Here is a 26597-nt window from a genome sequence, read left to right on the forward strand (position 1 = left end):
CCTCACAGCCAGCCCTTCTCCCGCGCCGTGCGCACCGCCTCCGCGCGGTTGCGGACCGCCAGTTTCTGGATCGCCGTCGAGAGGTAGTTGCGGACCGTCCCCTGGGACAGGTGCAGGGCCGCCGCCAGCTCCGCGTTGGTGGAACCGTCCGCCGCCGCGCGCAGGACCTCCCGCTCCCGCTCGGTCAGCGGGTTGGCGCCCTCCGCCAGGGCCGCCGCCGCGAGCGTGGGGTCGATCACCCGCTCGCCGGCCAGCACCTTGCGGACCGCGGCGGCGAGTTGGGCCGCCGGGGCGTCCTTGACCAGGAAGGCGTCGGCGCCGGCCTCCATGGCGCTGCGGAGGTAGCCGGGGCGGCCGAAGGTGGTGAGCACGACCAGCTTCACGGCGGGCAGGACCTTGTGGACCTGGGCCGCCGCCTCGATGCCCGTGCAGCCCGGCATCTCGATGTCGAGCAGGGCCACGTCCACGCCGTGTTCCCGGACGGCCGTCAACACCTCGTCGCCGCGCGCCACTTGCGCGACGACCTCGATGTCGTCCTCGAGACCGAGCAGCGCCGCCAGCGCCTCGCGGACCATCGACTGGTCCTCCGCGAGCAGCACCTTGATCGTAGGGCTCATGCCCCGGATCCTACGGTGGACCGGGCGTCCACCGGGACACGGGCGACCAGCCGGAAGCCCTTCCTGACACGTCCCGCCTCCAGGGTGCCGCCGGCCTTCTCCAGCCGTTCGGTCAGGCCCGTCAGCCCGTTTCCGGGGCCCTTGCCCGAGCCGCCGGAACCGTTGTCCTCGACGGACAGTTCGAGGACCGCTCCGTCCAGGGTCTGCCGGCGCAGCAGCTCCACCGTGCAGCGTCCCGCGCCGCTGTGCCGTACGACGTTGGTGACCGCCTCGCGCAGCGCCCAGGCGAGGGCGGTCTCGCTCTCCTCGGGGACGTCGCGGAGGTCGGGCTCGGCGGGCACCTCGGCGACGACACCGGCCGCCTTCAACGCGACCTGCGCTCCGGCCAGTTCGTCGGGCAGGCGGGTGCGCCGGTAGCCGGAGACGGCCGCCCGGACGTCGACGAGGGCCTGCCGGCTGACCTGCTCGATGTCGGCGACCTGCTGGGCCGCCTTCTCGGGGTGGTCGGGGAGCATACGGCCGGCGAGCTCGCTCTTCAGCGTGATCAGGGAGAGGGAGTGGCCGAGGAGGTCGTGCAGGTCGCGGGCGAGGCGCAGCCGCTCCTCGTTGGCGGCCAGTTGGGCCACCGTCGCCCGCGCCCTGCGCAACTCGACGGTCGTACGGACCAGTTGCTTCACGCCCATCATGGCGAAACCCAGCAGCAGCACGACCAGGACCAGGCTCCAGTCGTCCGAGCCGGTCCGCAGCGCGATCAGGAACATCGCAAGGGTGTTCGCCCCGACCGCCCAGTACGCGATCCGCTGCGGCAGGGTGGCCCCGCAGGTGACGGAGACGTACACGAAGAGGCCGACCCAGGCGCTGCCGAGGGTGAGGGACAGGACCACGGCGAGGGCGCCGAGCAGGACGACGAAGGCGCCGACGATCCCCCCGGAGAAGGGCCGGCCCATGTTGCGGAAGACCAGCGTCAGGTAGACGGCGGTGAAAGTGGCCAGGGCCACCCAGCCGGCTGCGGTGGCGGCCGTGCCGTGGTGGCCGGAGGTCAGGTCCTGCACCGGCGAGCCGAGGAAGATCAGCCAGGGCATGATCCAGACCAGCTTGCGCATCGCCTCGGCCCGGTTGCGGGGCTCCTGACCCACCCGGATCGCGTTCTCGGCCCGCAGGTCCTCGGGCAGTCCGTCGTCCGTCATGGCGCTCACGCCTTCAGCGTGTCCTTCCGGTACAGCCAGGCCGCGCCGCCCGCGAAGAGCAGGAAGAAGGCGACGAGGATGGCGATGTCCTGGGTGTGGGGGGCCTGGCTCTGTTCGATGGCCCGCCCGAGGGCAGCGTACGCGTGCGTGGGCAGCCACTTGGCGATGTCCTGCAGCCAGGTGGGGAAGGACGAGGACGGCATCCACAGGCCGCCGAGGATCGACAGACCGAAGTAGACGATCATCGTGATCGGGCGGACCGCGTCCCCGGAGGCGAGGTAGCCGATGGCGACGCCGAGCGCGGCGAAGACCAGGCTGCCGGCCCAGATCGCGCCGGTGAGGGCGAACCACTGCCAGGTGTCCAGCCGTACGTCCTTCACCGCGGCGGCGACCAGGAAGACCATCACGATGGACGGCAGGCTCACCACGGCCGCGCCGGCGGTCTTGGCGAGGACGTAGCCGCGCCCGGGCAGCGGGGTCAGCCGCAGCTGCCGTACCCAGCCGCCCTCCCGTTCCTTGGCGATGCGCTCGCTGTTGCCCATCAGGACGGCGGTCAGGGCGCCGAAGGAGGCCATGGAGACCATGACGTACTTCGCGACGCTCAGGCCGGTGCCGTCGACGGTGCCCGTCTGGTTGGAGACCAGCAGGAAGATCACCGAGGGGTAGATCACCGAGAAGAACAGGAACCTGCGGTTGCGCAGGGCGCGGGTGAGTTCCAGTTTGATCAGGCTGTTCATGACTGCTTGGCCTCCTCGGCCTCCGTGATGGCGACGAAGGCCTGCTCGAGCCCGAGCCCGGCGACTTCGAGGTTGCGGGGGTAGACGCCGAGCCCGTAGAGGGCGTGCACGGTCGCGTCGGCGTCGGTGGACTGGATGCGGACGGTCTGACCGCTGATGTCGACGGAGGTGAGGAAGGGCAGGGCCCGCAGAGGGGCCTCGTCGATCGGGCCCTCCAGGTCGAAGGACACCCGCCGGGCTCCCGCCTTCGCCTTGATCTCGGCGGCCGTGCCGTCGGCCAGCAGCCGTCCCCGGTGCAGGACCAGCACGCGGTCGGCGATCGCGTCGGCCTCCTCCAGGTAGTGGGTCGCGAACAGCACGGTCCGCCCCTGGTCGGCCTGCTCGCGCATGGTGGCCCAGAAGGCCTGGCGGGCGGAGACGTCCATGCCGGTGGTGGGCTCGTCGAGGACGATCAGATCGCTGTCGCCGGCCGTGGCCAGGGCGAAGCGGACGCGCTGGGACTGACCGCCGGAGAGCTTGTTGACCTTGCGGTCGGCGATCTGCGCGACACCGGCGCGGGCGAGGACGTCGCTCACCTTGTAGGGCCTGGGGTGCAGATCGCAGGCGAGCTTGACCAGCTCCGCGACCGTCACCTCGTCCATCAGCCCGCCGCTCTGCAGCATCGCGCCGACGCGCCCGGCGACGATGGCCTGGCGCGGTGTGGTGCCGAAGACCTGGACCGTGCCGCCGTCGGGGTTCCTCAGGCCCAGCAGCAGGTCGAGGGTGGTCGACTTGCCGGCGCCGTTGGGGCCCAGCAGGGCCACCGTCTCCCCCGGGTGCAGCGCGAGCGTCAGCCCGTCGACGGCCCGGACGTTCCCGTAGACCTTGCTCACCTGGTCGAACCCGACCACCGGGGTGCCGGTGGCCGTCGCTGTCGTCGTCATGGAAACCATCGTGGCCGCCGGGCCCCGCGTCCCGGCAGTGTCGGCGGTCCCGACTGCCGGATGACAGATGTCATACGGCGAAGGGGGGCGCCCGGCGCGTGCCGGGTGCCCCCCTTCTGGAGCCTGGTTCTCGGGCCTGGCGTCAGCTCGGGTTGGTCTTGATGATCCCGACCCGGTTGGTCTCGCTCAGCAGGGCCTGGCGCAGGGCCACGTAGACGTCCTGCGGGGTGACGGCCGTCTTCTGGCCGGTGCCCCGGGTGATCAGGACGCCGTCGAAGGTCTGGCCGTACAGCTCCTTGAGGGCGTTCAGATCGGGGCTGTCGACGAGCTTGCCGCCCACCGCCTTGACCCTGAGGAACTTCCACAGGGAGTTCTGCGGACTGAACTTGATCTCCTTGCCCGTGTCGGTCTTCACGATGACGCTGGCCGACATCGCGGGCTGCGCGAAGGCCTTCATCTCCCGGTCGACCTCGGCGTTCGAGACCGTCGGCTGCTGGCCGGTGGTGACGACCGCCACCGGGGCCGTCGTACCGGACTCCACCTGGGAGCGGTACGCCTCCTCGACCGCCTGGGCCGACTTGGCCGCGTCGATGCCCTTGCCGCCCTTGCCGTAGACGGCGACGGCCTTGCCGGACTTGAACTCGATGGTGCCGTCGGTCACCGAACCGGAGCCGGAGCCGCCACCGACGGCGCTCTTCAGGGCCGCCGTCAGCTTCTCCTCGTCGACGGGCATGACCGGGTCGATGACGCGGTGCTGTCCGAAGAGGGAGCCGATGACCGAGACCGGGTTGTAGTCGCTCGTCGCCGCCTTGGCGACCGTGGCCTGTTCGTCGAACTGCAGTCCGGCCTGGTCCGGCGTCAGCGGGACGGTGGAGCCGCCGACCGACAGCTTCAGCGGCTTGTTCACCCGGCTGCCGAAGGCCGCGTCCAGCTTCTTGACCGCGTCGTCGCGGGTGCCGCCGCCGATGTCGACGCCGAGCACGGTGGTGCCCTTGGGGACGTCGGAGTGGTTCATCAGCAGCCCGGCGCCGTAGACCCCGACGCCGGCGACGACCACGAGACCGGCGAGCAGCACCAGCTTGCTGCGGCCCTTCTTTTTCTTCTTGGGCGCGGCGGCCGCCGGCACGTTCTGCGCGACCGGTTCGGGCAGCTTGGGCGGCGTGTGGGGCAGCGGGCCGTCGGCGGGGGCGCCGGGGCCGAACGGCGACTTGGCGCCGGGCGGCACGACCGGGATGCCGCTGGTGACGGTGTGCCCGGAGACGTTGTCGGGCGTCGGGTAGCCCGGCGTGCCGGGCTCGGGGGCCGGCTTCTGCGGGGTGAGGATCGCCGTGTCGTCACTGAGACCGCCGCCGGGGCCGAGACCGGTGGGAGCGCCGCCGCGTGCGGTGCGGGGGGCGCCGGGGCCGCCGGGCACCGTGCCCGGGCCGCCGGGGTTGAGCGGCGGAACCAGCGGGCCGTCGCCGGTGACGGGGCCGCCGGTCGGGCCGGCGGGGCCCTGCGAGCCGCCTTGTCCGCCACGGCCGTTCGGCCCGTTGAAGCCGCTCGCGCCGCCGGGGCCGCCGGGACCGGCGAAGTTGTCGCCGCCGGGGCCGCCGAAGCCGTTGTCATGGGCGGGGCCCGCGAAACCGTTCTGCGTGCCGGGGCCACCGTAGCCGTTCTGGCCGTTCAGGCTGTCCTGGCCGCCGTAGCCGTTCTGGCCGTTGAGCCCGTCCTGGCCGGGGAAACCACCCTGGCCGTTCTGGCCGCCGAAGCCGTTCTGGCCGTTCTGTCCGCCCGGGCCACCGAAACCGCCTTGGCCGTTCTGGCCGTCCTGGCCGCTCGGGTCGGTGGGGAAGCCGTTCTGATCGGGGAAGCCGTTCTGGTCGGGGTGGCCGTTCTGTCGGGCGGGGTCGTTGTCCGAGAAGTACGGCAGCTCGTCGCGGCGCGGCTCGCCACCGCCGCGCGTGCCGCCGTTGCCCAGCGGGCCCGCCGCCAGGGCCTCGGTGACGTCGAAGGAGCCGGTGCCGCCGCCGTGGCCGGGAGCCACCGGACCGCCGGTCGCGCCGGGGAGCCCCGCGCCGTTCGTCCCGCCGGGCCGGCCGTTCGCGCCGCCCGCCCGGGAGCCGCCGGGCACGCTCATCGAGCCGACCACGCCACCGGGGCGTGCCCCACCGGACGCACCCGCGCCCGGACGCGCACCGCCCGGGGCGGCGCCCGGTGCGCCCGCTCCCGGCGTTCCCGCGGCCGAACCGCCCGGCAGACCGGCGCCGTTGGTGGCTCCGCTCCCCGGACCGCCCTTGGCCGGGCCGGACTTGCGGGGCGCGAACCAGTCGCTCGTCTTGTCCTCCGCCGACTGCGCGGGCTCGCCGGGAGCCTCCACGGTGGCCGTGGCCGCGCCCGGTGCCGCGGTGGGGAGTTCGGTCTCGCCGGTCTCCTCGGAGGTGCCGGCGTCCGCGACGGGCGTACGCACCACGACCGGCGGAATCGGCCGGGATCCGGGGATGTTGATCCGGATCCGGGTCGTCAGCGTGGTCTCGGTCTTGCGTTCCTCCGGCCGCTCGGCCGAACGGCCCGTGTCCGAACCGGCGTCGGATGCCGCGGGTGTGCCGTACGGCGGCGTGCCGGACGGGTATGCGGCTCCGCCGCCGCGCCCGTTGGGCCCGGAGGACGGAGTGTCAGTTTCACGACTCAAGGCAGGTTCTCCCGGTTGGCTCCGCCGCCCGACATGACCTCACGGGCAGCTCGGCGGCGCGCACCACCATACTGGCCACTTCTGGCGCGTATCCCACGACCGCCGGGGAAACCCACACCGGACTCCCACGCCTGGTTAACGGCCAAGTGGTACGTCACTTGCCAAGTCGGACGTCACGCCCCGTTGGTTGCCGCCCCTGGCCAAGGGTGGCGCAGATCACAGCGACGGCCATCCCGCCGAGGAGGAAGAGGTACGAGCCCCCTCCGGCCCCGAACAGGAAGTCGCCCTCGGGTCTGCTGGCGGTGAGCAGGATGACGGCGATCATCCAGCCGGCGGCCGGTGCGATCGCTCCGCCTCGGCTGCTGGTGGCCCGTCCGCCGCCGAGCAGCAGTCCGGCCTCGCCGGCCAGCGCGAGCAGGAGCCCGCCGGGGAACCAGCCCGCCTGCACCAGCGCACCGGCGGCCCCGACGACCGCGCCCAGCACGAACAGTCCGAGGAACAGCAACGTCCGCCCCGCGGAGGGCCGCTGCAGCGGCTGCGCGAGCATCGAGCCCCGCTCACTCATGACGCCTCCCCGGCACCGATGCCGCCGTCTCCGTCGCCGACACCGACACCGAGCCCGGCGAAGAGATCGGTCTCCCGCACTCCTCCTGCCCGCTCACCTCTCACCAACTCGTAGTACTCGGTGGTGAACAGGGGTTGTGCGAGTTCGTTCGAGAGCGCGAAGTACGGCGGCGCGACCTCGATCTGGGTCGCGTGCGCCCGCATCGCGGCGGCCTTCGCGTCCGCGTACGCGGTGCCGTCGATCTCGGCGGTGATCCGGTCGTCCTCCACCACGCCCGGGACGTCGTCGACGGCGGCGGCCTTGGAGAAGGGGGGTGCGGGCAGATCCCCTGCGAGCCGGGCGAAGGCCTCCTCGGCGACCGGCCGGGGCACCCGGTTCCAGTACACCTTGGGGATCTCCCAGCCCCGCTCCGCCGCCAGCTCGGCCGCGCGCATGGCGACGCGGTGGGCCTGGATGTGGTCGGGGTGGCCGTAGCCGCCGTTGTCGTCATAGGTGACGAGGACCTGGGGTCGTACCTCCAGGATCACCTCGACCAGGTGGGCTGCGGCCTCGTCGAGGTCGGCCTGCCAGAAGCAGGCGGGGTCCTCGTTGTCGGACAGGCCCATCATCCCGGAGTCGCCGTAGCGGCCGGGGCCGCCGAGCAGACGGAAGTCCTCGACGCCGAGCTCCCGCATGGCCGCGGTGAGCTCGGCCAGCCGGTGCTCGCCCAGGGCCGCTCCGGTGAGGTGCCGCAGGCCGGGCGGGATGACCTCGCCGTGCTCACCGAGCGTGCAGGTGACCAGCGTCACCCGGGCACCCTCGGCCGCGTACCGCGCCATGGTCGCGCCGTTGTTGATCGACTCGTCGTCCGGGTGCGCGTGCACCAGCAGCAGACGCCGGGGTGGTTCCGTCATGGGTCCACCCTACGAGGCACCACTGACAGGCCGGCGCAGCCCGGGTCAGAACTTGATGCTGCCGATCATGCTCGCGATGTTCGTCGTCAGATCGTTGATCGTCGGTGCGACGGTCGAGGAGGCGAGATAGAACCCCAGAAGGATGCAGACGACGGCGTGCCCGCCCTTCAGCCCGGACTTCTTGACCAACAAGAAGACGACGATCGCCAGCAGCACCACCGCCGAAATCGAGAGTGCCACGGCGGCTCACCTCCAAAGATCCCAAGAGCGCGGGGTCGGACCAGGGGGCAAAGAATCCCGGCAGATAAATCCACAAGGAGCAGCAGGTTCATACCCACTGTGCGGTAGTGATCATAACTATCCGGACCTGCGCATCGATCGGCGCACGGCCGCACAAGGGGGCGCATGGCCAATATGGTCGGGGCATGACGACGACGTCCGACTCCTTCCCCCGCCGGCACGCCCGCACCCAGCGTTTCACGCTCGGCGCGCCGCGCTCCTTCACCGTGGCGCCCGACGGCGCCCGTGTCGTGTTCCTGCGTTCCGGTTCCGGTACGGACAGGGCGAATTCGCTCTGGGTCCTCGACGTGGACAGCGGCACGGAGCGGGTGGCGGCCGACCCGCGCACCCTGCTCGACGGCGCCGACGAGGACCTCTCGCCCCAGGAGCGGGCACGCCGCGAACGCAGCCGTGAGGGTGGCGCCGGCATCGTCGGCTATGCCACCGACAGGGATGTGGAGTTGGCGTCTTTCGCGTTGTCAGGACGGCTTTTCACCGCCGAGCTGCGGGCCGGCACGGCACGTGAACTCCCCGTTCCGGGGCCGGTGATCGACCCGCGCCCCTCCCCCGACGGCCGGCACGTGGCGTACGTCGCGCGGGGCGCCCTGCGCGTGGTGGGCGCCGAGGGCGAGGGCGAACGGGCTCTCGCGGAGCCGGAGTCGGAGAACGTCACCTACGGCCTGGCCGAGTTCATCGCGGCCGAGGAGATGCAGCGTTCGCGGGGGTTCTGGTGGTCGCCGGAGTCGGACCGGTTGCTGGTCGCGCGCGTGGACGACACGCCGGTACGGCGCTGGTGGATCTCCGACCCCGCCCATCCGGAACGTGATCCACAACACGTCCCGTATCCGGCGGCGGGCACGGACAACGCGGACGTACGGCTGTTCGTGATCGGTCTGGACGGGTCGCGCACGGAGGTCGTCTGGGACTGGGCGCGCTATCCGTATCTGGCGCATGTGCACTGGTCAGCGGCGGGTGCCCCACTGCTGCTCGTCCAGGCTCGGGACCAGCGCAGCCAGCTGTATCTGGCGGTGGAGCCCGACACCGGGGCGACCCGGCTGGTGCACGCGGACGAAGATCCAGTTTGGCTGGATCTTTTCCCCGGGGTGCCCTGCTGGAGCCCCTCGGGACGGTTGGTGCGGATCGCGGACGAGGGCGGCGCGCGGGTGCTGGCGGTGGGCGACCGGCCGCTCACCGGGCCGCAGTTGCACGTCAGGGCCGTGCTGGACGTGGCGGACGAGGACGCGCTGGTCTCGGCCTCGGCGGGCGAGGAGGCCGAGCAGCCGGAGACCGGTGAGGTGCATGTCTATCGCGTCAGCGAACGCGGCCTGGAGCGCGTCTCGCACGAGCCCGGCGTGCACTCGGCGGTGCGCGCCGGGGGCGTGACCGTACTGGTGTCCGCCACGCCGGACCGGCCGGGCGCCCGCGTGCAGGTGCTTCGGGACGGCAAGCAGACGGCGACCATCGCCTCGTACGCAGAACATCCCGGTATGTCCCCGCGCGTGACGCTCACACAAGGGGGCGCACGGCGGATCCCGTGCGCCGTGCTTATGCCACGGGACTACCACGGGGACACTCCCCTCCCGGTGCTCATGGACCCCTACGGCGGTCCCCATGGCCAGCGGGTGGTCGCCGCGCACAACCCGCATCTCACCTCGCAGTGGTTCGCCGACCAGGGCTTCGCGGTGGTCGTCGCGGACGGCCGGGGCACCCCGGGCCGCTCCCCCGCCTGGGAGAAGGCGGTACGGGACGAACTGGCGGCGGTGGTGCTGCAGGACCAGGTGGACGCGCTCCAGGCACTCGCCGGCGACTTCCCGCTCGACCTCTCCCGGGTCGCGATCCGCGGCTGGTCCTTCGGCGGCTATCTCGCGGCGCTCGCGGTGCTGCGCCGCCCGGACGTGTTCCACGCGGCGGTGGTGGGCGCCCCCGTCACCGATCTGCGGCTGTACGACACCCACTACCAGGAGCGCTACATCGGCCACCCCGAGGAGCAGCCGGAGGTCTACCGGCGCAACTCACTGATCGACGACGCGGGGCTGGTCGACGCGGCCGAACCGCACCGCCCGATGATGATCATCCACGGTTTCGCCGACGACAACGTGGTGGTCGCCCACTCGCTGCGGCTGTCCTCGGCGCTGCTGGCCGCCGGCCGCCCGCACGAGGTGCTGCCGCTGTCCGGGGTCACGCACATGACTCCGCAGGAGGAGGTCGCCGAGAACCTGCTGCGGCTGCAGCTGGACTTCCTGCGGCGTTCGCTCGCACAACCGCGCAAACAGGCATGAACCGCGTTAACACGCAGGCAACTTGACGGAAGCGGTCCCGATATACGGACACGCGAGGCTGAACAGCGTACGGCCGTGCGGGTGCCGTAAACGGACCGGGGTGCGCCATGTCACCCCGGTCCGTTGCCTTCTCCCTCCGGGGGGACGACCGTCTTCTCCTCCGCGAAGTGGCACGCCGAGTCGTGGGCGGCCGGGCCGCTCGTCATGCGGAACTCGGCCGGTACCGCCAGCAGCGGCACCTCCAGGGCGCAGCGCTCGCGGGCCTTCCAGCAGCGGGTGCGGAAGCGGCAGCCGGAGGGGATGTTCGTGGGGGACGGGACATCGCCGGCGAGGATGATCCGCTCCCGGTGCTCACGGGCCTCCGGGTCGGGCACGGGGACGGCGGACAGCAGGGCCTGGGTGTAGGGGTGCGTGGGGTGGTCGTAGATCTCCCGGTCCCGGCCGATCTCCACGATCCGCCCGAGGTACATCACCCCGACCCGGTCCGAGATGTGCCGCACGATGGACAGGTCGTGCGCGATGAAGACGTAGCTCAGCTCGAAGTCGCTCTGCAGGCTCGCCATCAGGTTGATGACCTGCGCCTGCACGGACACGTCCAGCGCGGAGACCGGCTCGTCGGCGACGATGACCTCCGGGCGCAGCGCCAGGCCCCGGGCGATGCCGATGCGTTGGCGCTGGCCGCCGGAGAACTGGTGCGGATAGCGGTTGATGTACTCCGGGTTGAGCCCGACGACGTCGAGCAGCTCCTGCACCTTCTTGCGCCGGTCGCCCTTGGGCGCCACCTCGGGGTGGATCTCGTAGGGCTCCCCGATGATGTCGCCCACCGTCATACGGGGGTTGAGGGAGGTGTACGGGTCCTGGAAGACCATCTGGATGTTGCGGCGGACGGACTTGAGGGCCTTGGCGGACAGCTTGCCGATGTCCTCGCCCTTGTACTTGATCAACCCTTGCGTCGGCCGCTCAAGATTGACGAGCATCTTGGCGACCGTCGACTTGCCGCAGCCCGATTCCCCGACGATGCCGAGGGTCTCTCCCCTGTTGAGGGCGAAGTCCACACCGTCCACGGCCTTGACGGCACCGACCTGCTTCTTGAACAGAACGCCCTGGGTCAGGGGATAGTGCTTGACCAGTCCACTCACTTCCAGGATCGGCTCAACCATTGAGGCACTCCCTCCAGAAGTGACAGGCGCTGCCCCGCACTTGATCAACCTCGTACAGGGGAGGCTCGTCGGTGCGGCAGACGTCCTGGGCCATCGGGCAGCGGGGGTTGAAGGCGCACCCCGGAGGGATGTGCATCAGGTTGGGCGGCAACCCCTTGATCGCGTACAGCTCCTGGCCCTTCTGGTCCAGGCGCGGGATGGAGTCGAGGAGCCCGCGCGTGTAGGGGTGGGCGGGCGCCTTGTAGATGTCGTGCACCGGCGCCGACTCGACGATCCGGCCCGCGTACATCACGGCGATCTTGTCGGCGACGTCCGCGACCACACCGAGATCATGGGTGATGAGGATCAGCCCCATGTTGTACTCGCGCTGCAACTCCGCGAGCAGGTCCATGACCTGGGCCTGGACGGTGACATCGAGGGCGGTGGTGGGTTCGTCGGCGATGATCAGGGCGGGCTCCAGGGCCAGGGCCATCGCGATCATGATGCGCTGGCGCATGCCGCCGGAGAACTGGTGCGGATAGTCCTTGACGCGGGCCTTGGCGGCCGGGATGCGCACCCGGTCCATCAGCTCGATCGCCCTGGTCCGCGCGTCCTTGCGGGACATGCCGCGGTGCACGACGAACATCTCACCGAGCTGGTCGCCCACGGACAGCACCGGGTTCAGGGAGGACAGGGCGTCCTGGAAGATCATCGCCATCTCGGCGCCGCGGATCCTGCGCCGCTCCTCCTCCTTGAGCTTGAGCAGGTCCCGCCCCTGGAACAGGACCTCCCCGCCGGTGATCCGCCCGGGCGGCATGTCGAGGATCCCCATCACGGCCTGCGCGGTGACGGACTTCCCCGACCCGGACTCCCCCAGCACGGCCAGCGTCTCCCCGGCGTCCACGCTGTAGTTCACCCCGTTGACGGCCTTGGCCACCCCGTCCCGCGTCCGGAACTCCACCTGCAGATCCCGCACGTCCAGCAACATGACGCCACCTCACCTTCGGGTCTCGGGCGTCCCGCACGAGGGCGTCCCGCCGGATGAACGGAAGTCTGTGCACACCGGTCCGCCCGAGGCCCTGGACCGGCCGGAGGCGCGCAACAGCCGCCGGGGGGACGGGGCGGCCCGCTTCGCCGGCCACGGCGGACGCCGACGCGTCTGCGCCCGGCCCGCCGTCACCGTGATCCGGCCGCCTTCCCCGAACGCCCCCGCGGGCGGGGAGGCCGGCCCCGCCCGCGAGCCGTACCCTCCGCGTCATGCGGCCTCACCTCAGCTTCGGGTCGAGGGCGTCGCGGACCGCGTCGCCCAGCATGATGAAGGCCAGGACGGTGACGGCCAGGGCGCCGGCGGGCCAGAGGAGCATGTGCGGGGCGTTGCGGATGTAGGGGGACGCGGCGGAGATGTCGATGCCCCAGCTGACGTTCGGGGGTTTGAGGCCGACGCCGAGGAAGGACAGGGTCGCCTCCAGGGCGATGTACGTGCCGAGCGCGATGGTCGCCACGACGATCACCGGGGCGACCGCGTTGGGCGCGATGTGCCGCAGCAGAATGCGGGAGTTGGAGGCGCCCAGGGAGCGCGCGGCCTGGACGTAGTCGTTCTGCTTGGCGGTGATGACGGACCCGCGCGCGATGCGCGCGATCTGCGGCCAGCCGAGCAGCACGATGAAGCCGACGACCGGCCAGACCGTGTTGCTGGTGACCACGGAGAGCAGGACGAGGCCGCCCAGGACGACCGGGATCGCGAAGAAGATGTCGGTGATGCGGGAGAGGAACGAGTCCGAGATCCCGCCGAAGAAACCCGCGAGCCCGCCGAGCACCGAGCCGAGGAGCGCGACACCGAGCGTGGCGCAGACGCCGACCGTGACGGACGTACGGGTGCCGTAGACCGTGCGCGTGTAGACGTCGCAGCCCTGGCCGTCGAAGCCGAAGGGATGGCCGGGCTGGGAGCCCTCCTGGGCCTTGGCGAGGTCGCACTTCAGCGGGCTCATCCAGGTGATCGCCGACGGCCACAGGGAGATGAAGACCAGGAAGAGGATCACGATCGCCGAGATGATGAAGACCGGGTTGCGGCGCAGGTCGCGCCAGGCGTCGGACCACAGGGAGCGCGGCTTCTGCTGCGGACCGGTCCCCTCCGGACCGCCCGGTGTCCGCTCGAGGGTCTCGCCCTCCGCCGTGGCCAGGTCCATGGCGCCGCCCATTCCGGTGCCGGCGATGGCGCCCTCCGGTTCGTACGGCTGCTCAGGCATAGCGGATCCTCGGGTCGAGTACGGCGTAGAGCAGGTCGACCAGCAGGTTGGCGACGAGGAAGACCAGGACCAGGACGGTCACGAAGCCGACCACCGTCTGGGTGTTCTGGCGCAGGATGCCCTGGTAGAGCTGGTAGCCGACGCCGTGGATGTTGAAGATCCGCTCGGTGACGATCGCGCCGCCCATCAGCGCGCCGATGTCGGTGCCGATGAAGGTGACCACCGGGATCAGGGAGTTGCGCAGCAGGTGGCGGATGATCACCCGCTGCCGGGGCAGGCCCTTGGCGACGGCCGTGCGGACGTAGTCGGAGCGCCGGTTCTCCGCGATGGAGGTGCGGGTCAGCCGGGTGACGTAGGCGAGGGAGACGGACGCGAGGACCAGGCCCGGCACGATCAGCTCGCCGAACGTGGCGTCCGTGGAGACCGACGGTTTGATCCAGCCCCACTCGACGCCGAGCAGCAGCTGCAACAGCAGACCGGTGACGAAGGTGGGGACGGAGATGACCACGAGGGTGAGGAGCAGGACCGAGGTGTCGACGGGGCGTCCGCGCTTCAGTCCCGTGACGACGCCCAGCGTGATGCCGATGACGATCTCGAAGAGGATCGCGACGATCGTCAGCCGGATGGTGACGGGGAACGCCGTCGCCATCAGCTCGGTGACCTTCTGCCCGTTGAACGCCGTACCGAAGTCGCCGGTGAAGACGTTCCCCATGTAGGTCAGGTATTGCTGCCACACGGGCTTGTCCAGCCCGAACTCCTTCTTCAGCTGGGCGGCCGTGGCCGGGTCGCACTGCCGCTCGCCGCACAGGCCCGCGATGGGGTCGCCCATCACGTTCACCATCAGGAAGATCAGCAGCGTGGCCCCGATGAACACCGGGATCATCTGGAGCAGACGCCGGACCACGTACCGTCCCACGGCGGCTCAGCCGACCTTGATCTCGTCGTAGACCGGGACGCTGAACGGGTTGAGGGCGACGTTGGAAAGCCGGTCGGACCAGCCGGCGCTGCCGTTCTGGTACCAGAGCGGGATGGCGGCCATGTTGTCCCGTACAACCTTCTCGGCGCTCTGGAACAGACCGATCGCCTTGCCGGTGTCGCTCTCGGCGTTGGCCTGGTTGACGAAGTTGTCGAAGTCCTTGTTGGACCACTTGCCGTCGTTGGAGGAGGCGTTGGTGTAGTAGAGGGGCTGCAGGAAGTTCTGGATGAGCGGGTAGTCCATCTGCCAGCCGGCCCGGAACGGCCCGGTCATCTTGTGCTGCCCGATCTGGTTGCGGAAGTCGGCGAAGGTGCCGACCGGGTTGCCGACGCAGGCCTTGTCGTTGCCGAGCGCGTTGTTGATGGAGTTGCACACGGCGTCCACCCACTCCTTGTGCGAGCCCGTGTCCGCGTTGTACGTGATCTTGACCTGGCCGCCGGGCAGCCCGCCGCCCTCCTGGATCAGCTTCTTGGCCTGGCTAGGGTTGTACTGGCAGCCGTCCCCGCACAGCCCGTTCTGGAAGCCGCCCGCCGTGCCGAGCACCGGTGAGGTCCAGTCGGTGGCCGGGGTGCGGGTCTTCTGGAAGATCGTGTCGGTGATCTGCTTCCGGTCGATCGCCATGGACAGGCCCTTGCGGACCTTCTCCGAGCCGCTCTTGTTCCAGTCCGGGTCGTAGAAGGGGAAGGCGAGGGTCTGGATGATGCCGGCGGGGGTGTTCAGATACCGGCCCTGGAGGTCGCTCTTGACGTTCTTCAGCTGGGCGGCCGGGACGTCGTCGACGAGGTCGAGGTTGCCGGCCATCAGGTCGGTGTAGGCGGTGTTGTTGTCGGTGTAGACCTTGAGGTCGACGCCGCCGTTCTGCGCCTTGTCGTCGCCGGGGTAGGCGTCCCACTTCCTGAGGGACATCTGCGAGCCCTTGGCGTACGACTGGATGGCGTACGGCCCGTTGCCGACCGGCTTCGCGATCCAGCCGGCGTGGTCGGTGAAGAAGGACTGGGGCAGCGGGTCGTAGGCCGCGTAGCCGAGGGTGTCGGGGAAGGTGGAGAACTTCTGGCTGAGCTTGACGGTGAAGGTCTGCGGTCCGGTGACCTTGAGGCCGGAGAGCGTGTCGGCGGTCTGCTTCCCGGTGTCCGGGTGCACCTTGTCGTAACCGTCGATGTAGCCGAAGAAGTAGGCGTTCTTCTGGTTGTTCTTCAGGCTCGCCCCGTAGTTCCAGGCGTCGACGAAGGACTTGGCGGTGACGGCCTCGCCGTTGCTGAACTTCCAGCCGCTCTTGACGGTGATGGTGAAGTTCTGCGAGTCCGTGGTGTCGATCTTCTCGGCGAGCATGTCCTTGGCGGCGCCGGTCTTCGGGTCGTACCGCTTCAGCCCGCGGAAGATCATGTCGAGGACCTTGCCGCCCTGCACCTCGTTGGTGTTGGCCGGCTCCAGCGGGTTCTGCGGGTCACCCCAGGACGAGCTGAGCACTCCGCCACCGTCACCGCCGCCACCGCTGCCGCCACCACTGCTGCTGCCGCTGCCGCAGGCGGTCGCCGCGAGGGCGACGGCCACCGCGCATGCGGCCCACGGGGCGTGCGTGGCTCCACGCATGGAGTGCCTCCTCAGAATGCCGGTCCGTTACCGGTGAATATCCGGGCACACAAGACAGGCCGCACATTCGGCGCACCCGTTCGCGGGACGGCCGTCCGGAGGACGGTGGGGCCGTACGGGTGAGCGGGGTGCGGGACGGTCACCGACAGGCGCCAGCGCTCCACCAGGCCACCTTCACCGGTCTGGACCAATATTTGCGATCTCGAACATCAACTCGCCGTTTTCGCAGGCCACATGAGGTTTCCCGGGCCGTTGACGCGCGCAGACACCGCTGATAGACACACTCATCACCCAGCCGGCGTCACCAGGCAGAACCGTCCTGCAGTCCGAACAAGCCGTCCCTGTGCGAGCGATGACGCGAGGTCACGATTCATGAGCCCACAAGAGCAGCACGGCGCAAGGCGTTCACATCCGAGAAGCCCCCGATCCCGCACGCCCCGGCTCGTCGCCCTCGCCGGCGCCCTCGCTCTGACGTCCTCGGCGGCCCTCGCGACCCCGCTCAACCCGGCTCCCCAGCAGGCGCGGGCGGCCGGGGACAAGGTCCTCACCGTCGCGGTCGCCCAGAGCGTGGACTCGCTCAGCCCCTTCCTGGCGATACGGCTGCTCAGCACCAGCGTCCTGCGGCTGACGTACGAGTACCTCACCGACTACGACCCCGGTGACGCGCACCCGGTGCCCGGCCTCGCCACCAGCTGGAAGCCGTCCGCCGACAAGCTGACCTGGACCTACACCATCCGCTCCGACGCGACGTGGTCGGACGGGCAGAAGGTGACCGCCCGGGACGCGGCCTGGACGTTCAACAAGATGATGACCGACCAGGCGGCCGCCACCGCGAACGGCAGCTTCGTCGGCAACTTCCGCGAGGTGACGGCCCCGAGCCCCACCCAGCTGGTCATCCGGCTGAAGAAGCCGCAGGCCACCATGACCGCGCTCGACGTGCCGATCGTGCCCGAGCACGTCTGGAAGAAGGTCACGGACTTCTCGAAGTTCAACAACGACAAGTCCTTCCCCGTCGTCGGCGACGGGCCCTTCGTCCTCACCGACTACAAGGCGGACAGCTATGTCCGGCTGAAGGCCAACAAGAGCTTCTGGCGCGGGGCGCCCAAGTTCGACGAGCTGGTCTTCAAGTACTACAAGGACCAGGACGCCGCCGTGGCCGCCCTGCGCAAGGGCGAGGTCTCCTTCGTCGCCGGCCAGCCGGCCCTGACGCCGGCTCAGGCGGCCTCCCTCAAGGGCCAGTCGGACATCAAGGTCAACGACGCCCCCGGCCGCCGCTTCTACGCCCTGGCCACCAACCCGGGAGCGAAGGCGAGGAGCGGCCAGAAGTTCGGCGACGGCGACCCGTCCCTGCTGGACGAGCGGGTGCGGCACGCGCTGTTCATGGCGGTCGACCGCAAGACGATCATCGACAAGGTGTTCCAGGGCCACGCGGTCGAGGGCCAGGGCTACATCCCGCCGCGCTTCTCGACGTACTTCTGGAAACCGGACCCGAGCCAGGAGCTCGCCTACGACCCCGCCAGGGCCGCCCAGCTCCTCGACCAGGCCGGGTACCGGAAGAACGCCGACGGCAAGCGGGCCGGCAAGGACGGCAAGCCGCTGAACTACCGCGTCCTGTGCCACGCCACCGACCCCAACGACAAGGCGGTCGGCCAGTACCTCAAGGAGTGGTGGGCGAAGCTCGGGATCGGCATGAGCCTGGACTGCCTGGACAACGTCACCGACCCCTGGCTCGCCGGCAAGTACGACCTCGCCTTCGACGGCTGGTCCGTCAACCCCGACCCGGACTACGTGCTGTCCATCCACACCTGCGCCGCCCTGCCCGCCACCCCGAAGGACACCGGCGCCACCGACAACTTCGTCTGCGACAAGACCTACGACGAGCTGTACGCCCGGCAGCTCGCCGAGTACGACCCCGGCACACGGGCCGGCATCGTCAAGCAGATGGAGTCACGGCTGTACGACCTCGGGTACATGAACGTCATGGCGTACCCGAACGCCGTCGAGGCCTACCGCACCGACCAGATCAAGTCGATCGAGACGATGCCCAGGGCCGCCGGCAACATCTACGGCCAGGACGGCTACTGGAGCTGGTGGTCGGCGGTCCCGGCCGACTCCGGCGACTCCTCCTCCGGCGGCGGCTCGACCGGCGTGATCATCGGGGTCGTCGCGGGTGTCGTGGTCCTCGCCGGGGCCGGGGCCTTCCTCGCGCGGCGCCGGCGCGCCACCGCCGACGACCGCGAGTAGGCCGTGTCCATCCAACCGACGGCGCCCGACTCGGCGTCGGCAGCGGTCGACAAGGCCGCCGTACCGGTCCCAGCCGGTACGGCGGCCCGCGGCCCGCGGGCGCGCACCACCACCGCGTATCTGCGCTACGGGGCGGCCAAGGCGGGCGGCGCCGCCGTGTCGCTGCTCGCTGTCCTGGTCACCGGCTTCTTCCTGTTCCGGCTGATCCCCGGCGACCCGGTCAGGACGATGACCGGCGGACGGCCGGTGTCGGCGGGACAGCTGGCCGAGTACCGCAAGGAGTTCGGGCTGGACCTGCCGCTGTGGGAGCAGTTCACGGACTACTGCCGCAAGGCGCTCACCGGGGACCTGGGCACCTCGTACCAGTTCCGCACCCCGGTCATCGACAAGATCACCGAGGCGCTGCCGAACACCCTGCTGCTGACCGGCACCGCCTTCGTGCTCTACACCGCGCTCGGCATGTTCCTCGGCACCCGCTCGGCCTGGCGGCACGGGAAGCTCGGCGACAAGCTCAACACCGGCCTGGCGCTGACCCTCTACTCCGTCCCGAGCTTCTGGCTGGGCCTGCTGGTCATCATCGTGTTCGCCGTGGGCCTCGGCCCGATCCCGGGCCTGTTCCCGACCGGCGGCATGGAGTCGGGCGGCAAGGAGGGCTTCGCCTACGTCCTCGACGTCGCCCACCATCTCGTCCTGCCGGTGCTCACGCTGGTCGCGGTCGAGTACGGCCAGACGCTGCTGGTCACCCGCTCGGCGCTGCTCGACGAGATGGGCGGCGACTATCTGACGACCGCCCGCGCCAAGGGCCTCAGGGACGATCTGGTGCGGCGCCGGCACGCCGTGCCGAACGCGCTGCTGCCCACGGTCACCCTGGTCTTCGTCAACCTCGGCCGGACCGTCGCCGGCGTCATCCTGGTCGAGACCGTCTTCTCCTGGCCGGGCCTGGGCGGGCTGTTCTACCAGGCCCTGAGCGTGCCCGATCTGCCCCTGGTGCAGGGGCTGTTCCTCTTCTTCGCCTCGGCGGTGATCGTCATGAACACTCTGGCCGACCTGGTCTACCCGCTGCTCGACCCCCGGGTGGGCCGATGACGACCGGGACGGCGCCCGGACCCCGCACGCCGGCCTGGCAGCGCCGGCGCCGCTCCGCCGCGCGGTTCTGGCGGCAGTACCGCACCCAGCGCGCGGGCCTCGTCGGGCTGGCCGCGCTCGCCCTGTTCGCGCTGGTCGCGCTCACGGCTCCGCTGACGGTCGGTTCCGGGGTGACCGGGGTGACCGACGCGCCGGGCAGTCCGCTCGAGGCGCCGAGCGGTGAGTTCCCGCTGGGCACCGACCGGTTCGGGCGGAACCTGCTCGGCCTGGTGGTGTGGGGCGCGCGGGTCTCGCTGCTGGTGGGGCTGCTCGCGGCCGTGCTGTCGGTGGTGATCGGCACGGTCGTCGGGATCACCGCCGGGCACTTCCGGGGGGCGTACGCGACCGTGCTGATGCGGATCACCGACTGGTTCCTGGTGATGCCGGCGCTGGTGCTGGCCATCGCGCTGGCCACCGTGATGTCCCGCTCTCTGGGCACGGTGATCCTCGCCATCGGCGTCACCTCCTGGCCCACGACCGCACGGCTGGTGCGCGCGCAGACACTGGCGGTCGAGTCACGGCCGTACATCGAGCGCGCGAAGGCGCTCGGCGGCGGTCACTGGCACGTCATGACCCGGCATGTGCTGCCCAACGTGATGCCGCTGGTGCTCGCCCAGACGACCCTGATGATCTCCTCCTCCGTCCTCGCCGAGGCGACCCTGGCCTTCCTGGGCCTCGGCGATCCGACGGTGATCTCCTGGGGCGGGCTGCTGCAGGACGCCCGGGAGGCGGGTGCGGTCAGCTCCGGCGACTGGTGGTACCTGGTGCCGCCGGGCATCGCCATCGCGGTGGTCGCGCTGGCGTTCACGCTGTGCGGGCGCGCGGTCGAGTCGGTTCTCAACCCCAGGCTGGGGGTGGCCCGTTGACGCTGCTGGAGGTCCGGAACCTGGAGGTGACCTATCCGGGCGGGGCGGCCGCGGTACGGGGCGTGGACCTGTCCCTCGCGGCGGGCAGCAAGCTGGGCCTCGCGGGCGAGTCGGGGTGCGGCAAGTCGACACTGGCGCTCGCGTTGCTGCGGCTGCTGCCCGCCGGGGCGCGGGTGACCGGGGAGGTCCTGCTGGACGGCGAGGACGTCCTGACCATGCGGTGGGGGCAGGTGCGGGCGGTGCGCTGGGCGGGCGCGTCGATCGTCTTCCAGGGCGCGATGCACTCGCTCAACCCCGTGCACCGCGTGGGCGACCAGATCGCCGAGCCGATGCTGCTGCACCGCAGGGCGACGGCGGCCGAGGCAGGCAGGCGGACCGGCGAACTGCTGGAGCACGTGGGCCTGCCGGCCTCCCGCGCCGCCGCCTACCCGCACGAACTCTCCGGCGGTCAGCGCCAACGCGTGATGATCGCCATGGCGCTCGCCTGCGACCCCCGGCTGATCATCGCCGACGAGCCGACCACCGCACTGGACGTGATGATCCAGGCGCAGATCCTCCGGCTGATCGAACAGCTCGTGGCGGAACAGGACGTCGGTCTCGTCATGATCAGCCACGACCTGGCCGTCCTCGCCGACACCTGCGACCGGCTGGCGGTGATGTACGCGGGCCGGATCGTCGAGGAGGGCCCCGCCCGGCAGGTCTACGAGGACGCCCGGCACCCGTACGCCAAGGCCCTGTCGGCCGCCTTCCCGCGCATCGGCGACCCGGCCTCCCGGTTCGCCCCGCGCGGCCTGGCCGGCGACCCGCCCGACCCGTCCGAGCTGCCCTCGGGCTGCACCTTCCACCCACGGTGCCCGGAGGCACTGGACCGCTGCGCCACTGAGGACCAGCCGCTCCGCGACGCGGGACCCGGCCGACAGGCGGCCTGCGTGCACGTGGAGGCGCCCGGACCGGGACCGACGGCGGACGCCGAGGACGCGAGGAGTACGACATGACGACGACGGGGAGTCCTGCCGAGCACCCCGAACCGGCGACGCCTCTGCTCAGCGCCCAGGACCTGCGGGTGACGTTCCCGGGGCGGCGCGGGGAGGCCGCCGTGCGGGCCGTGGACGGCGTGGAGCTGGACATCCGGGCCGGGGAGATCGTGGCGCTGGTCGGCGAGTCGGGCTGCGGCAAGACGACGCTGGCACGCACGCTGCTGGGTCTGGTGGAGCCGACAGCGGGGCAGGTCCACTTCGCAGGACGGCCGTTGGAACACACCTCCCGGGCCCTGAAGGCGTACCGCCGACGGGTCCAGCTGGTGCTGCAGGACCCGAGCGGATCGCTGAACCCGCGGCACACCGTGTACGACGCGGTGGCCGAGGGGCTGCGGATCCACGGGTACGGCGGCGACGAACGCACCGCCGTGGCCTCGGCGTTGTCGCGGGCGGGGCTGCGTCCGCCGGAGCGCTTCTTCCTGCGCTACCCGCACGAGCTGTCCGGCGGTCAGCGCCAACGGGTGGTCATCGCGGGCGCGTTGGTCCTGGAACCGGAGCTCATCGTCGCCGACGAGCCCGTGGCGTCACTGGACGCCTCCGTACGCGGCGAGATCCTGGCCCTTCTGCTGCGACTGCGCACGGACCTGGGCCTGGCCGCCCTGGTGGTCACCCACGACCTGGGCCTGGCCTGGAACATCGCGGACCGCGTGGCGGTGATGTACCTGGGCCGGATCGTGGAGACGGGCGCCGTGGAACAGGTCCTCACCTCCCCCCGACACCCCTACACCCAGGCCCTGTTGTCGGTCCTCCCGGAGGCCCCGGGCGCCCCGGTGCTCCTGACCGGCGAACCCCCGGACCCGTCCCGCGTCCCCCCGGGCTGCCGCTTCCACACCCGCTGCCAGATCCTGTCCTCGGGCGAGGCGGAACGCGCCGGGGTGGCGGAGGCGTGCCGCACGGACGACCCGGACATCCTGACCGCGTCCCCGACCCCTCAGGTCGCCTGCCACTGGGCCCGGTCACGGGTGACCACATAGCGCCCCGTCATGGGCGTTGCCACGAACCCCCCAAGGGACGCGGGGAACTGCGCGACCAGCCCCGACGGCGCCGCGGCCGACGAACGACGCCCGCCCGAAACCCAAGTTCCCGGCACCCCTCGAACACGGGGCACCGGGAACAACGGCTCAGCGCCGCAGGCTACGCGTGGACGACGTCCTTCTCCTCGGCGAAGTGGCACGCCGACTCATGCGCGGCCGGCGTGTCGGCGCCCTTGAAGCGCTCCGGGATCGCCAGCAGGGGCACCTCCTCCGAGCACTTGTCCTGCGCCTTCCAGCAGCGGGTGCGGAAGCGGCAGCCCGAGGGCGGGTTGGCCGGGGACGGCACGTCACCGGTGAGGATGATCCGCTCGCGCTGCTCCCGCGCCTCCGGGTCCGGCACCGGAACGGCCGACAACAGCGCCTGGGTGTAGGGGTGCGTCGGGTGCTCGTAGATCTGCTCGTCGGAGCCGATCTCCGCCATCCTGCCCAGGTACATCACGCCGACCCGGTCGGAGATGTGCCGGACGATGGACAGGTCGTGCGCGATGAAGATGTACGACAGGTTGAACTCGTCCTGCAGCTGCTCCATCAGGTTGATGACCTGCGCCTGGACGGAGACGTCCAGGGCCGACACCGGCTCGTCGCAGATGATCACCTCGGGGTTCAGCGCCAGACCGCGCGCGATGCCGATGCGCTGGCGCTGACCGCCGGAGAACTGGTGCGGATAGCGGTTGATGTGCTCCGGGTTGAGGCCCACGACATCCAGCAGCTCCTGGACCTTGCGGCGCCGGTCGCCCTTGGGAGCCACCTCGGGATGGATCTCGTACGGCTCCCCCACGATGTCGCCCACCGTCATCCGGGGGTTGAGCGAGGTGTAGGGGTCCTGGAAGATCATCTGAATGTTCCGGCGGACCGCCTTGAGGGCCCTGCCGGACAGCTTGGTGATGTCCTGGCCCTTGTAGAAGACCTCGCCGGAGGTCGCCCGCTCCAGGTTCATCAGCAGCTTGGCGACCGTCGACTTGCCGCACCCCGACTCGCCCACGATGCCCAGGGTCTCGCCCTGGTGCAGGTCGAAGGAGACGCCGTCGACCGCCTTCACCGCGCCGATCTGACGCTTGATGACGATGCCCTGCGTCAGCGGGAAGTGCTTGACGAGATTGCGCACCTGGAGGATGGGCTCACCGCGCTCCACGGGCGCGTCGAGCGCGACGACCGCTTCCTCCTCGGTGGCGGCGTCCACCACCTCGACCTCGGAGACGTTCGGGGTGGCGTCGGCCGGGATGTCCTTGGCGATCGGCTCAGCCATGAATCGTCTCCTTCCAGAAGTGGCACGCCGAGCCGCGGCCGGGCAGCTCGGTGCCGTCCGGTTCGGTGACCGGGAACAGGGCCGGAACCTTCTCGCGGCAGATGTCCTGCGCCTTGGGGCAGCGCGCGTTGAAGGCGCAACCGGCGGGGATGTGCAGCAGGTTGGGCGGCAGACCCTTGATCGCGTAGAGCTCCTGGCCCTTCTGGTCCAGACGCGGGATCGAGTCGAGCAGACCGCGGGTGTAGGGGTGCGCGGGGCGCTTGTACAGCTCGTGCACCGGCGCCGTCTCCACGATCCGGCCCGCGTACATCACCGCGATCTTGTCGGCGACGTCCGCGACGACACCGAGGTCGTGGGTGATGAGGATCAGGCCCATCTGGTACTCGCGCTGCAACTCCGCGAGCAGGTCCATCACCTGGGCCTGGACCGTCACGTCGAGGGCCGTGGTCGGCTCGTCGGCGATGATCAGGTCCGGCTCCAGGGCGAGCGCCATCGCGATCATGATGCGCTGGCGCATACCGCCGGAGAACTGGTGCGGGTAGTCGTTCACCCGGGCCGCGGCGGCCGGGATCTTCACCCGGTCCATCAGCTCGATGGACCGGGCCTTGGCGTCCTTGCGGGACATGCCGTTGTGCACCCGGAACATCTCGCCCAGCTGGTAGCCGACGGTGAGGACCGGGTTGAGGGCGGACAGGGCGTCCTGGAAGATCATCGCGATCTGGGCGCCACGGATCTTCCGGCGCTCCTCCCGCGACATCTTCAGCATGTCCTGTCCGCGGAACAGGATCTCGCCGCGCGGAATGCGCGCCGGCGGCATGTCCAGGATGCCCATGACCGCCTGCGCGGTGACCGACTTGCCGGACCCGGACTCGCCGAGCACGGCCAGCGTCTCGCCCGCGCTGACGGTGTAGTTGACGCCGTTGACCGCCTTGGCCACACCCTCCCGGGTGTGGAACTCGACATGCAGGTCACGGACTTCCAGCAGCGGAGCCGTCTCTTCGTCGGATCCGCGAGGGGCGGGGACGGCGTCCTCGATGATGGTCATGGATTACGCCCTCCTCAGCGCAGTTTGGGGTCGAAGGCGTCGCGGACCACGTCGCCGAGCATGATGAACGCGAGCACCGTCAGGCTGAGCGCGCCGGCCGGGAACAGCAGGGCGTGCGGTGAGGTCAGCCAGCGGTCCTGCGCGTCACTGATCATCAGACCCCAGGAGATGTCCGGGGACTGCACGCCGATGCCCAGGTAGGACAGCGAGGCCTCGGCGGCGATGTAGACGCCCAGGTTCATCGTGGAGACGACCACGATCGGGGCGAGCGTGTTCGGCAGGATGTGCCGGAAGGCGATCCGCAACGGTCCCGCGCCGAGCGCCCGCGCGGCGGCCACGTAGTCGTTGTACTTGTTGCCGATGACCTCACCACGCATGATCCGGAACACCTGTGGCCAGCCGAGGACCGACAGCACGACGGCGACGGTCCAGACGTTGCTGCTGCCGACCATCGACATGATCAGCAGACCACCGATGAGGATGGGCAGCGCGTAGAAGATCTCCGAGACACGGGAGATCAGCGAGTCGGCCCAGCCGCCCCACAGGCCGGCGAGGATACCGATGACGCCGCCGAGGGCCGTGGTCAGGATGGTGGAGACCACACCGACGATGATCGAGTTCCGGGTGCCCCACACCGTGCGGGTGTAGATGTCGCAGCCCTGGACGTCGTAGCCGAACCAGTGGCCGCTGCGCGGGCCGTCCATCGAGTGCGACAGGTCGCAGAAGCCGTCGCTGAAGGGCGAGCGCGAGGTGAACAGACCGGGCGCGACGGCCAGGATCAGCAGGCACACGATGATGAAGCCCGAGATGAGGAACATCGGCCGCCTGCGCAGGTCGTACCACCCGTCGCGCCAGAGGCTGGCGACGCGCTCCGGCTTGCCCCCGGGGTCCGGCGCCTTGGCCGTGGGGCCGTCGGCGGGGACGGGCCGTTCGATGATCTGTTCACTCATAGCGGATCCTCGGGTCTAGCACGGCGTAGAGGACGTCGACGGCGAGATTGGCCACCAGGTAGATCAGGATCAGCAGGGTGACCAGCCCGACGATGACGGGCCCCTCGCGCAGGGAGACGGACTGGGCCAACTGACCGCCGATGCCGGGGAGGTTGAAGACCCGCTCCGTGATGATCGCGCCACCCATCAGCGAACCGAGGTCCATGCCGAGGAAGGTGACGACGGGGATGAGGGAGTTGCGCAGCGCGTGCACGCCGATGACGCGGCGGCGCGGCAGGCCCTTGGCGATGGCGGTGCGGACGTAGTCGGAGCGGACCGACTCGATCATGCTGGTCCGGGTCAGCCGGGCGATGTACGCCATCGACGTCGAGGCCAGCACCAGACCCGGCAGGACGTAGCTGGCGGGCCAGCCGTCCTCGATGCCCGCGACCGGGGTCAGCTTCCAGTTGACGCCCAGTTCGAGCTGGAGGACGTTGCCGAGCACGAACACCGGGATGGAGATCAGGAAGAGCGTGGCGATGAACACCACGTTGTCCAGGAACTTCCCGCGGCGCAGCGCCGAGAAGATGCCGGCCAGGATGCCGATGACCGCCTCGAAACCGAACGCCGTCAGCGAGAGCTTCAGCGTCACGGGAAAACGCTGGGAGACGATGTCGCTGATCGGGCGGCCGGTGTAGGTCGTGCCCAGGTCGCCGCGGAAGACGCCGGTGATGTAGTGCCAGTACTGCACCACCAGCGGGTCGTCGAGGTGGTACTTGGCACGCAGCACCAAGGCCAGGTGGGGGTCCTGCTTCTCGCCCATCAGGGCCCTGATCGGGTCGCCCGGCAGCAGGAAGACCAGGCAGTAGATGAGGAACGTGACGCCTATGAGTACAGGGATCGCCTGCAGCACACGGCGCACGACGAATCGGCCCATTGGTTCTCCAAGGAATGCTGGTCCTCGGCGGC

At 70.5% G+C, this 26597-nt stretch carries 22 protein-coding genes and 1 pseudogene; 6 read left to right on the plus strand and 17 right to left on the minus strand.

The window, feature by feature from the left end; all coding sequences use genetic code 11:
- Positions 1-2 precede the first annotated feature (2 nt).
- The 8 genes and pseudogenes from MKW14_RS13520 to MKW14_RS13555 form a co-directional block, all read right to left on the minus strand.
- Entirely contained in the window at positions 3-617 is a 615-nt protein-coding gene (locus MKW14_RS13520; RefSeq protein ID WP_240862537.1) for a response regulator, read from the minus strand.
- On the minus strand, positions 614-1804 hold the full coding sequence (locus tag MKW14_RS13525; RefSeq protein ID WP_240862858.1) for a sensor histidine kinase: 1191 nt from the start codon (positions 1802-1804) through the stop codon (positions 614-616). The genes MKW14_RS13520 and MKW14_RS13525 overlap by 4 nt, the downstream gene beginning before the upstream one ends.
- Before the next feature lie 5 nt (positions 1805-1809).
- On the minus strand, positions 1810-2541 hold the full coding sequence (locus tag MKW14_RS13530; RefSeq protein ID WP_240862539.1) for an ABC transporter permease: 732 nt from the start codon (positions 2539-2541) through the stop codon (positions 1810-1812).
- Positions 2538-3386: pseudogene (locus tag MKW14_RS13535) on the minus strand (ABC transporter ATP-binding protein); the annotation flags it as partial. The pseudogene MKW14_RS13535 and the gene MKW14_RS13530, both read right to left, overlap by 4 nt.
- Before the next feature lie 220 nt (positions 3387-3606).
- Positions 3607-6135, minus strand: coding sequence for a hypothetical protein (locus MKW14_RS13540; RefSeq protein ID WP_240862542.1), 2529 nt, complete (start codon positions 6133-6135; stop codon positions 3607-3609).
- A 154-nt stretch (positions 6136-6289) separates the two neighbouring features.
- Positions 6290-6700: a DUF6113 family protein gene (locus MKW14_RS13545; protein WP_240862544.1), complete on the minus strand. Its 411-nt coding sequence runs from the start codon at positions 6698-6700 to the stop codon at positions 6290-6292.
- Positions 6697-7593 carry an N-acetyl-1-D-myo-inositol-2-amino-2-deoxy-alpha-D-glucopyranoside deacetylase gene (gene mshB, locus MKW14_RS13550; protein WP_240862546.1) on the minus strand — a complete coding sequence of 299 codons (897 nt, stop codon included), beginning with the start codon at positions 7591-7593 and terminating at the stop codon, positions 6697-6699. Before mshB ends, MKW14_RS13545 begins: the two co-directional genes overlap by 4 nt.
- 45 nt (positions 7594-7638) lie before the next feature.
- Positions 7639-7833, minus strand: coding sequence for a hypothetical protein (locus tag MKW14_RS13555; protein WP_058923418.1), 195 nt, complete (start codon positions 7831-7833; stop codon positions 7639-7641).
- A 185-nt stretch (positions 7834-8018) separates the two neighbouring features.
- Between MKW14_RS13555 and MKW14_RS13560 the strand changes: the two genes are divergently transcribed.
- Positions 8019-10151 carry a S9 family peptidase gene (locus MKW14_RS13560; RefSeq protein ID WP_240862548.1) on the plus strand — a complete coding sequence of 711 codons (2133 nt, stop codon included), beginning with the start codon at positions 8019-8021 and terminating at the stop codon, positions 10149-10151.
- Between the two features lie 110 nt (positions 10152-10261).
- Here the strand turns inward: MKW14_RS13560 and MKW14_RS13565 are convergent, their stop codons facing one another.
- The 5 genes from MKW14_RS13565 to MKW14_RS13585 form a co-directional block, all read right to left on the minus strand.
- Entirely contained in the window at positions 10262-11311 is a 1050-nt protein-coding gene (locus MKW14_RS13565) for an ABC transporter ATP-binding protein (protein ID WP_240862550.1), read from the minus strand.
- The gene (locus MKW14_RS13570) at positions 11304-12278 is read right to left on the minus strand and encodes an ABC transporter ATP-binding protein (RefSeq protein WP_240862552.1); all 975 of its coding nucleotides are present in this window, start codon (positions 12276-12278) and stop codon (positions 11304-11306) included. The genes MKW14_RS13565 and MKW14_RS13570 overlap by 8 nt, the downstream gene beginning before the upstream one ends.
- A gap of 277 nt (positions 12279-12555) precedes the next feature.
- Positions 12556-13536, minus strand: coding sequence for an ABC transporter permease (locus MKW14_RS13575; protein ID WP_240862554.1), 981 nt, complete (start codon positions 13534-13536; stop codon positions 12556-12558).
- Complete coding sequence (locus MKW14_RS13580) at positions 13529-14452, minus strand: ABC transporter permease (protein WP_240862556.1); 924 nt, start codon at positions 14450-14452, stop codon at positions 13529-13531. The genes MKW14_RS13575 and MKW14_RS13580 overlap by 8 nt, the downstream gene beginning before the upstream one ends.
- A gap of 6 nt (positions 14453-14458) precedes the next feature.
- Entirely contained in the window at positions 14459-16102 is a 1644-nt protein-coding gene (locus tag MKW14_RS13585; protein ID WP_240862558.1) for a peptide ABC transporter substrate-binding protein, read from the minus strand.
- 372 nt (positions 16103-16474) lie between these two features.
- Between MKW14_RS13585 and MKW14_RS13590 the strand changes: the two genes are divergently transcribed.
- The 5 genes from MKW14_RS13590 to MKW14_RS13610 are packed head-to-tail and all read left to right on the plus strand — an operon-like array spanning position 16475 to position 22348.
- On the plus strand, positions 16475-18346 hold the full coding sequence (locus MKW14_RS13590; RefSeq protein WP_240862561.1) for an ABC transporter substrate-binding protein: 1872 nt from the start codon (positions 16475-16477) through the stop codon (positions 18344-18346).
- A 3-nt stretch (positions 18347-18349) separates the two neighbouring features.
- Positions 18350-19432 carry an ABC transporter permease gene (locus tag MKW14_RS13595; RefSeq protein ID WP_374116564.1) on the plus strand — a complete coding sequence of 361 codons (1083 nt, stop codon included), beginning with the start codon at positions 18350-18352 and terminating at the stop codon, positions 19430-19432.
- Positions 19429-20337, plus strand: a complete 909-nt coding sequence (locus MKW14_RS13600) for an ABC transporter permease (RefSeq protein ID WP_240862562.1) — start codon at positions 19429-19431, stop codon at positions 20335-20337. The genes MKW14_RS13595 and MKW14_RS13600 overlap by 4 nt, the downstream gene beginning before the upstream one ends.
- On the plus strand, positions 20334-21332 hold the full coding sequence (locus tag MKW14_RS13605) for an ABC transporter ATP-binding protein (RefSeq protein ID WP_240862564.1): 999 nt from the start codon (positions 20334-20336) through the stop codon (positions 21330-21332). The genes MKW14_RS13600 and MKW14_RS13605 overlap by 4 nt, the downstream gene beginning before the upstream one ends.
- Entirely contained in the window at positions 21329-22348 is a 1020-nt protein-coding gene (locus MKW14_RS13610; protein ID WP_240862566.1) for an oligopeptide/dipeptide ABC transporter ATP-binding protein, read from the plus strand. Before MKW14_RS13605 ends, MKW14_RS13610 begins: the two co-directional genes overlap by 4 nt.
- A 160-nt stretch (positions 22349-22508) precedes the next feature.
- Here the strand turns inward: MKW14_RS13610 and MKW14_RS13615 are convergent, their stop codons facing one another.
- From MKW14_RS13615 to MKW14_RS13630, 4 genes are read right to left on the minus strand one after another with little or no spacing between them, the layout of a single operon-like run.
- The gene (locus tag MKW14_RS13615) at positions 22509-23654 is read right to left on the minus strand and encodes an ABC transporter ATP-binding protein (protein ID WP_240862568.1); all 1146 of its coding nucleotides are present in this window, start codon (positions 23652-23654) and stop codon (positions 22509-22511) included.
- On the minus strand, positions 23647-24699 hold the full coding sequence (locus MKW14_RS13620) for an ABC transporter ATP-binding protein (protein WP_240862570.1): 1053 nt from the start codon (positions 24697-24699) through the stop codon (positions 23647-23649). The genes MKW14_RS13615 and MKW14_RS13620 overlap by 8 nt, the downstream gene beginning before the upstream one ends.
- Positions 24700-24713: 14 nt before the next feature.
- Positions 24714-25649 (minus strand): ABC transporter permease, encoded by a 936-nt coding sequence (locus MKW14_RS13625; RefSeq protein ID WP_240862573.1) that lies wholly within the window; start codon positions 25647-25649, stop codon positions 24714-24716.
- The gene (locus MKW14_RS13630) at positions 25642-26565 is read right to left on the minus strand and encodes an ABC transporter permease (protein WP_240862575.1); all 924 of its coding nucleotides are present in this window, start codon (positions 26563-26565) and stop codon (positions 25642-25644) included. The genes MKW14_RS13625 and MKW14_RS13630 overlap by 8 nt, the downstream gene beginning before the upstream one ends.
- Positions 26566-26597: the final 32 nt, after the last annotated feature.

Origin of the sequence: Streptomyces gilvus, assembly GCF_022513565.1 — a bacterium.
GTDB classification, from domain to species: domain Bacteria; phylum Actinomycetota; class Actinomycetes; order Streptomycetales; family Streptomycetaceae; genus Streptomyces; species Streptomyces gilvus.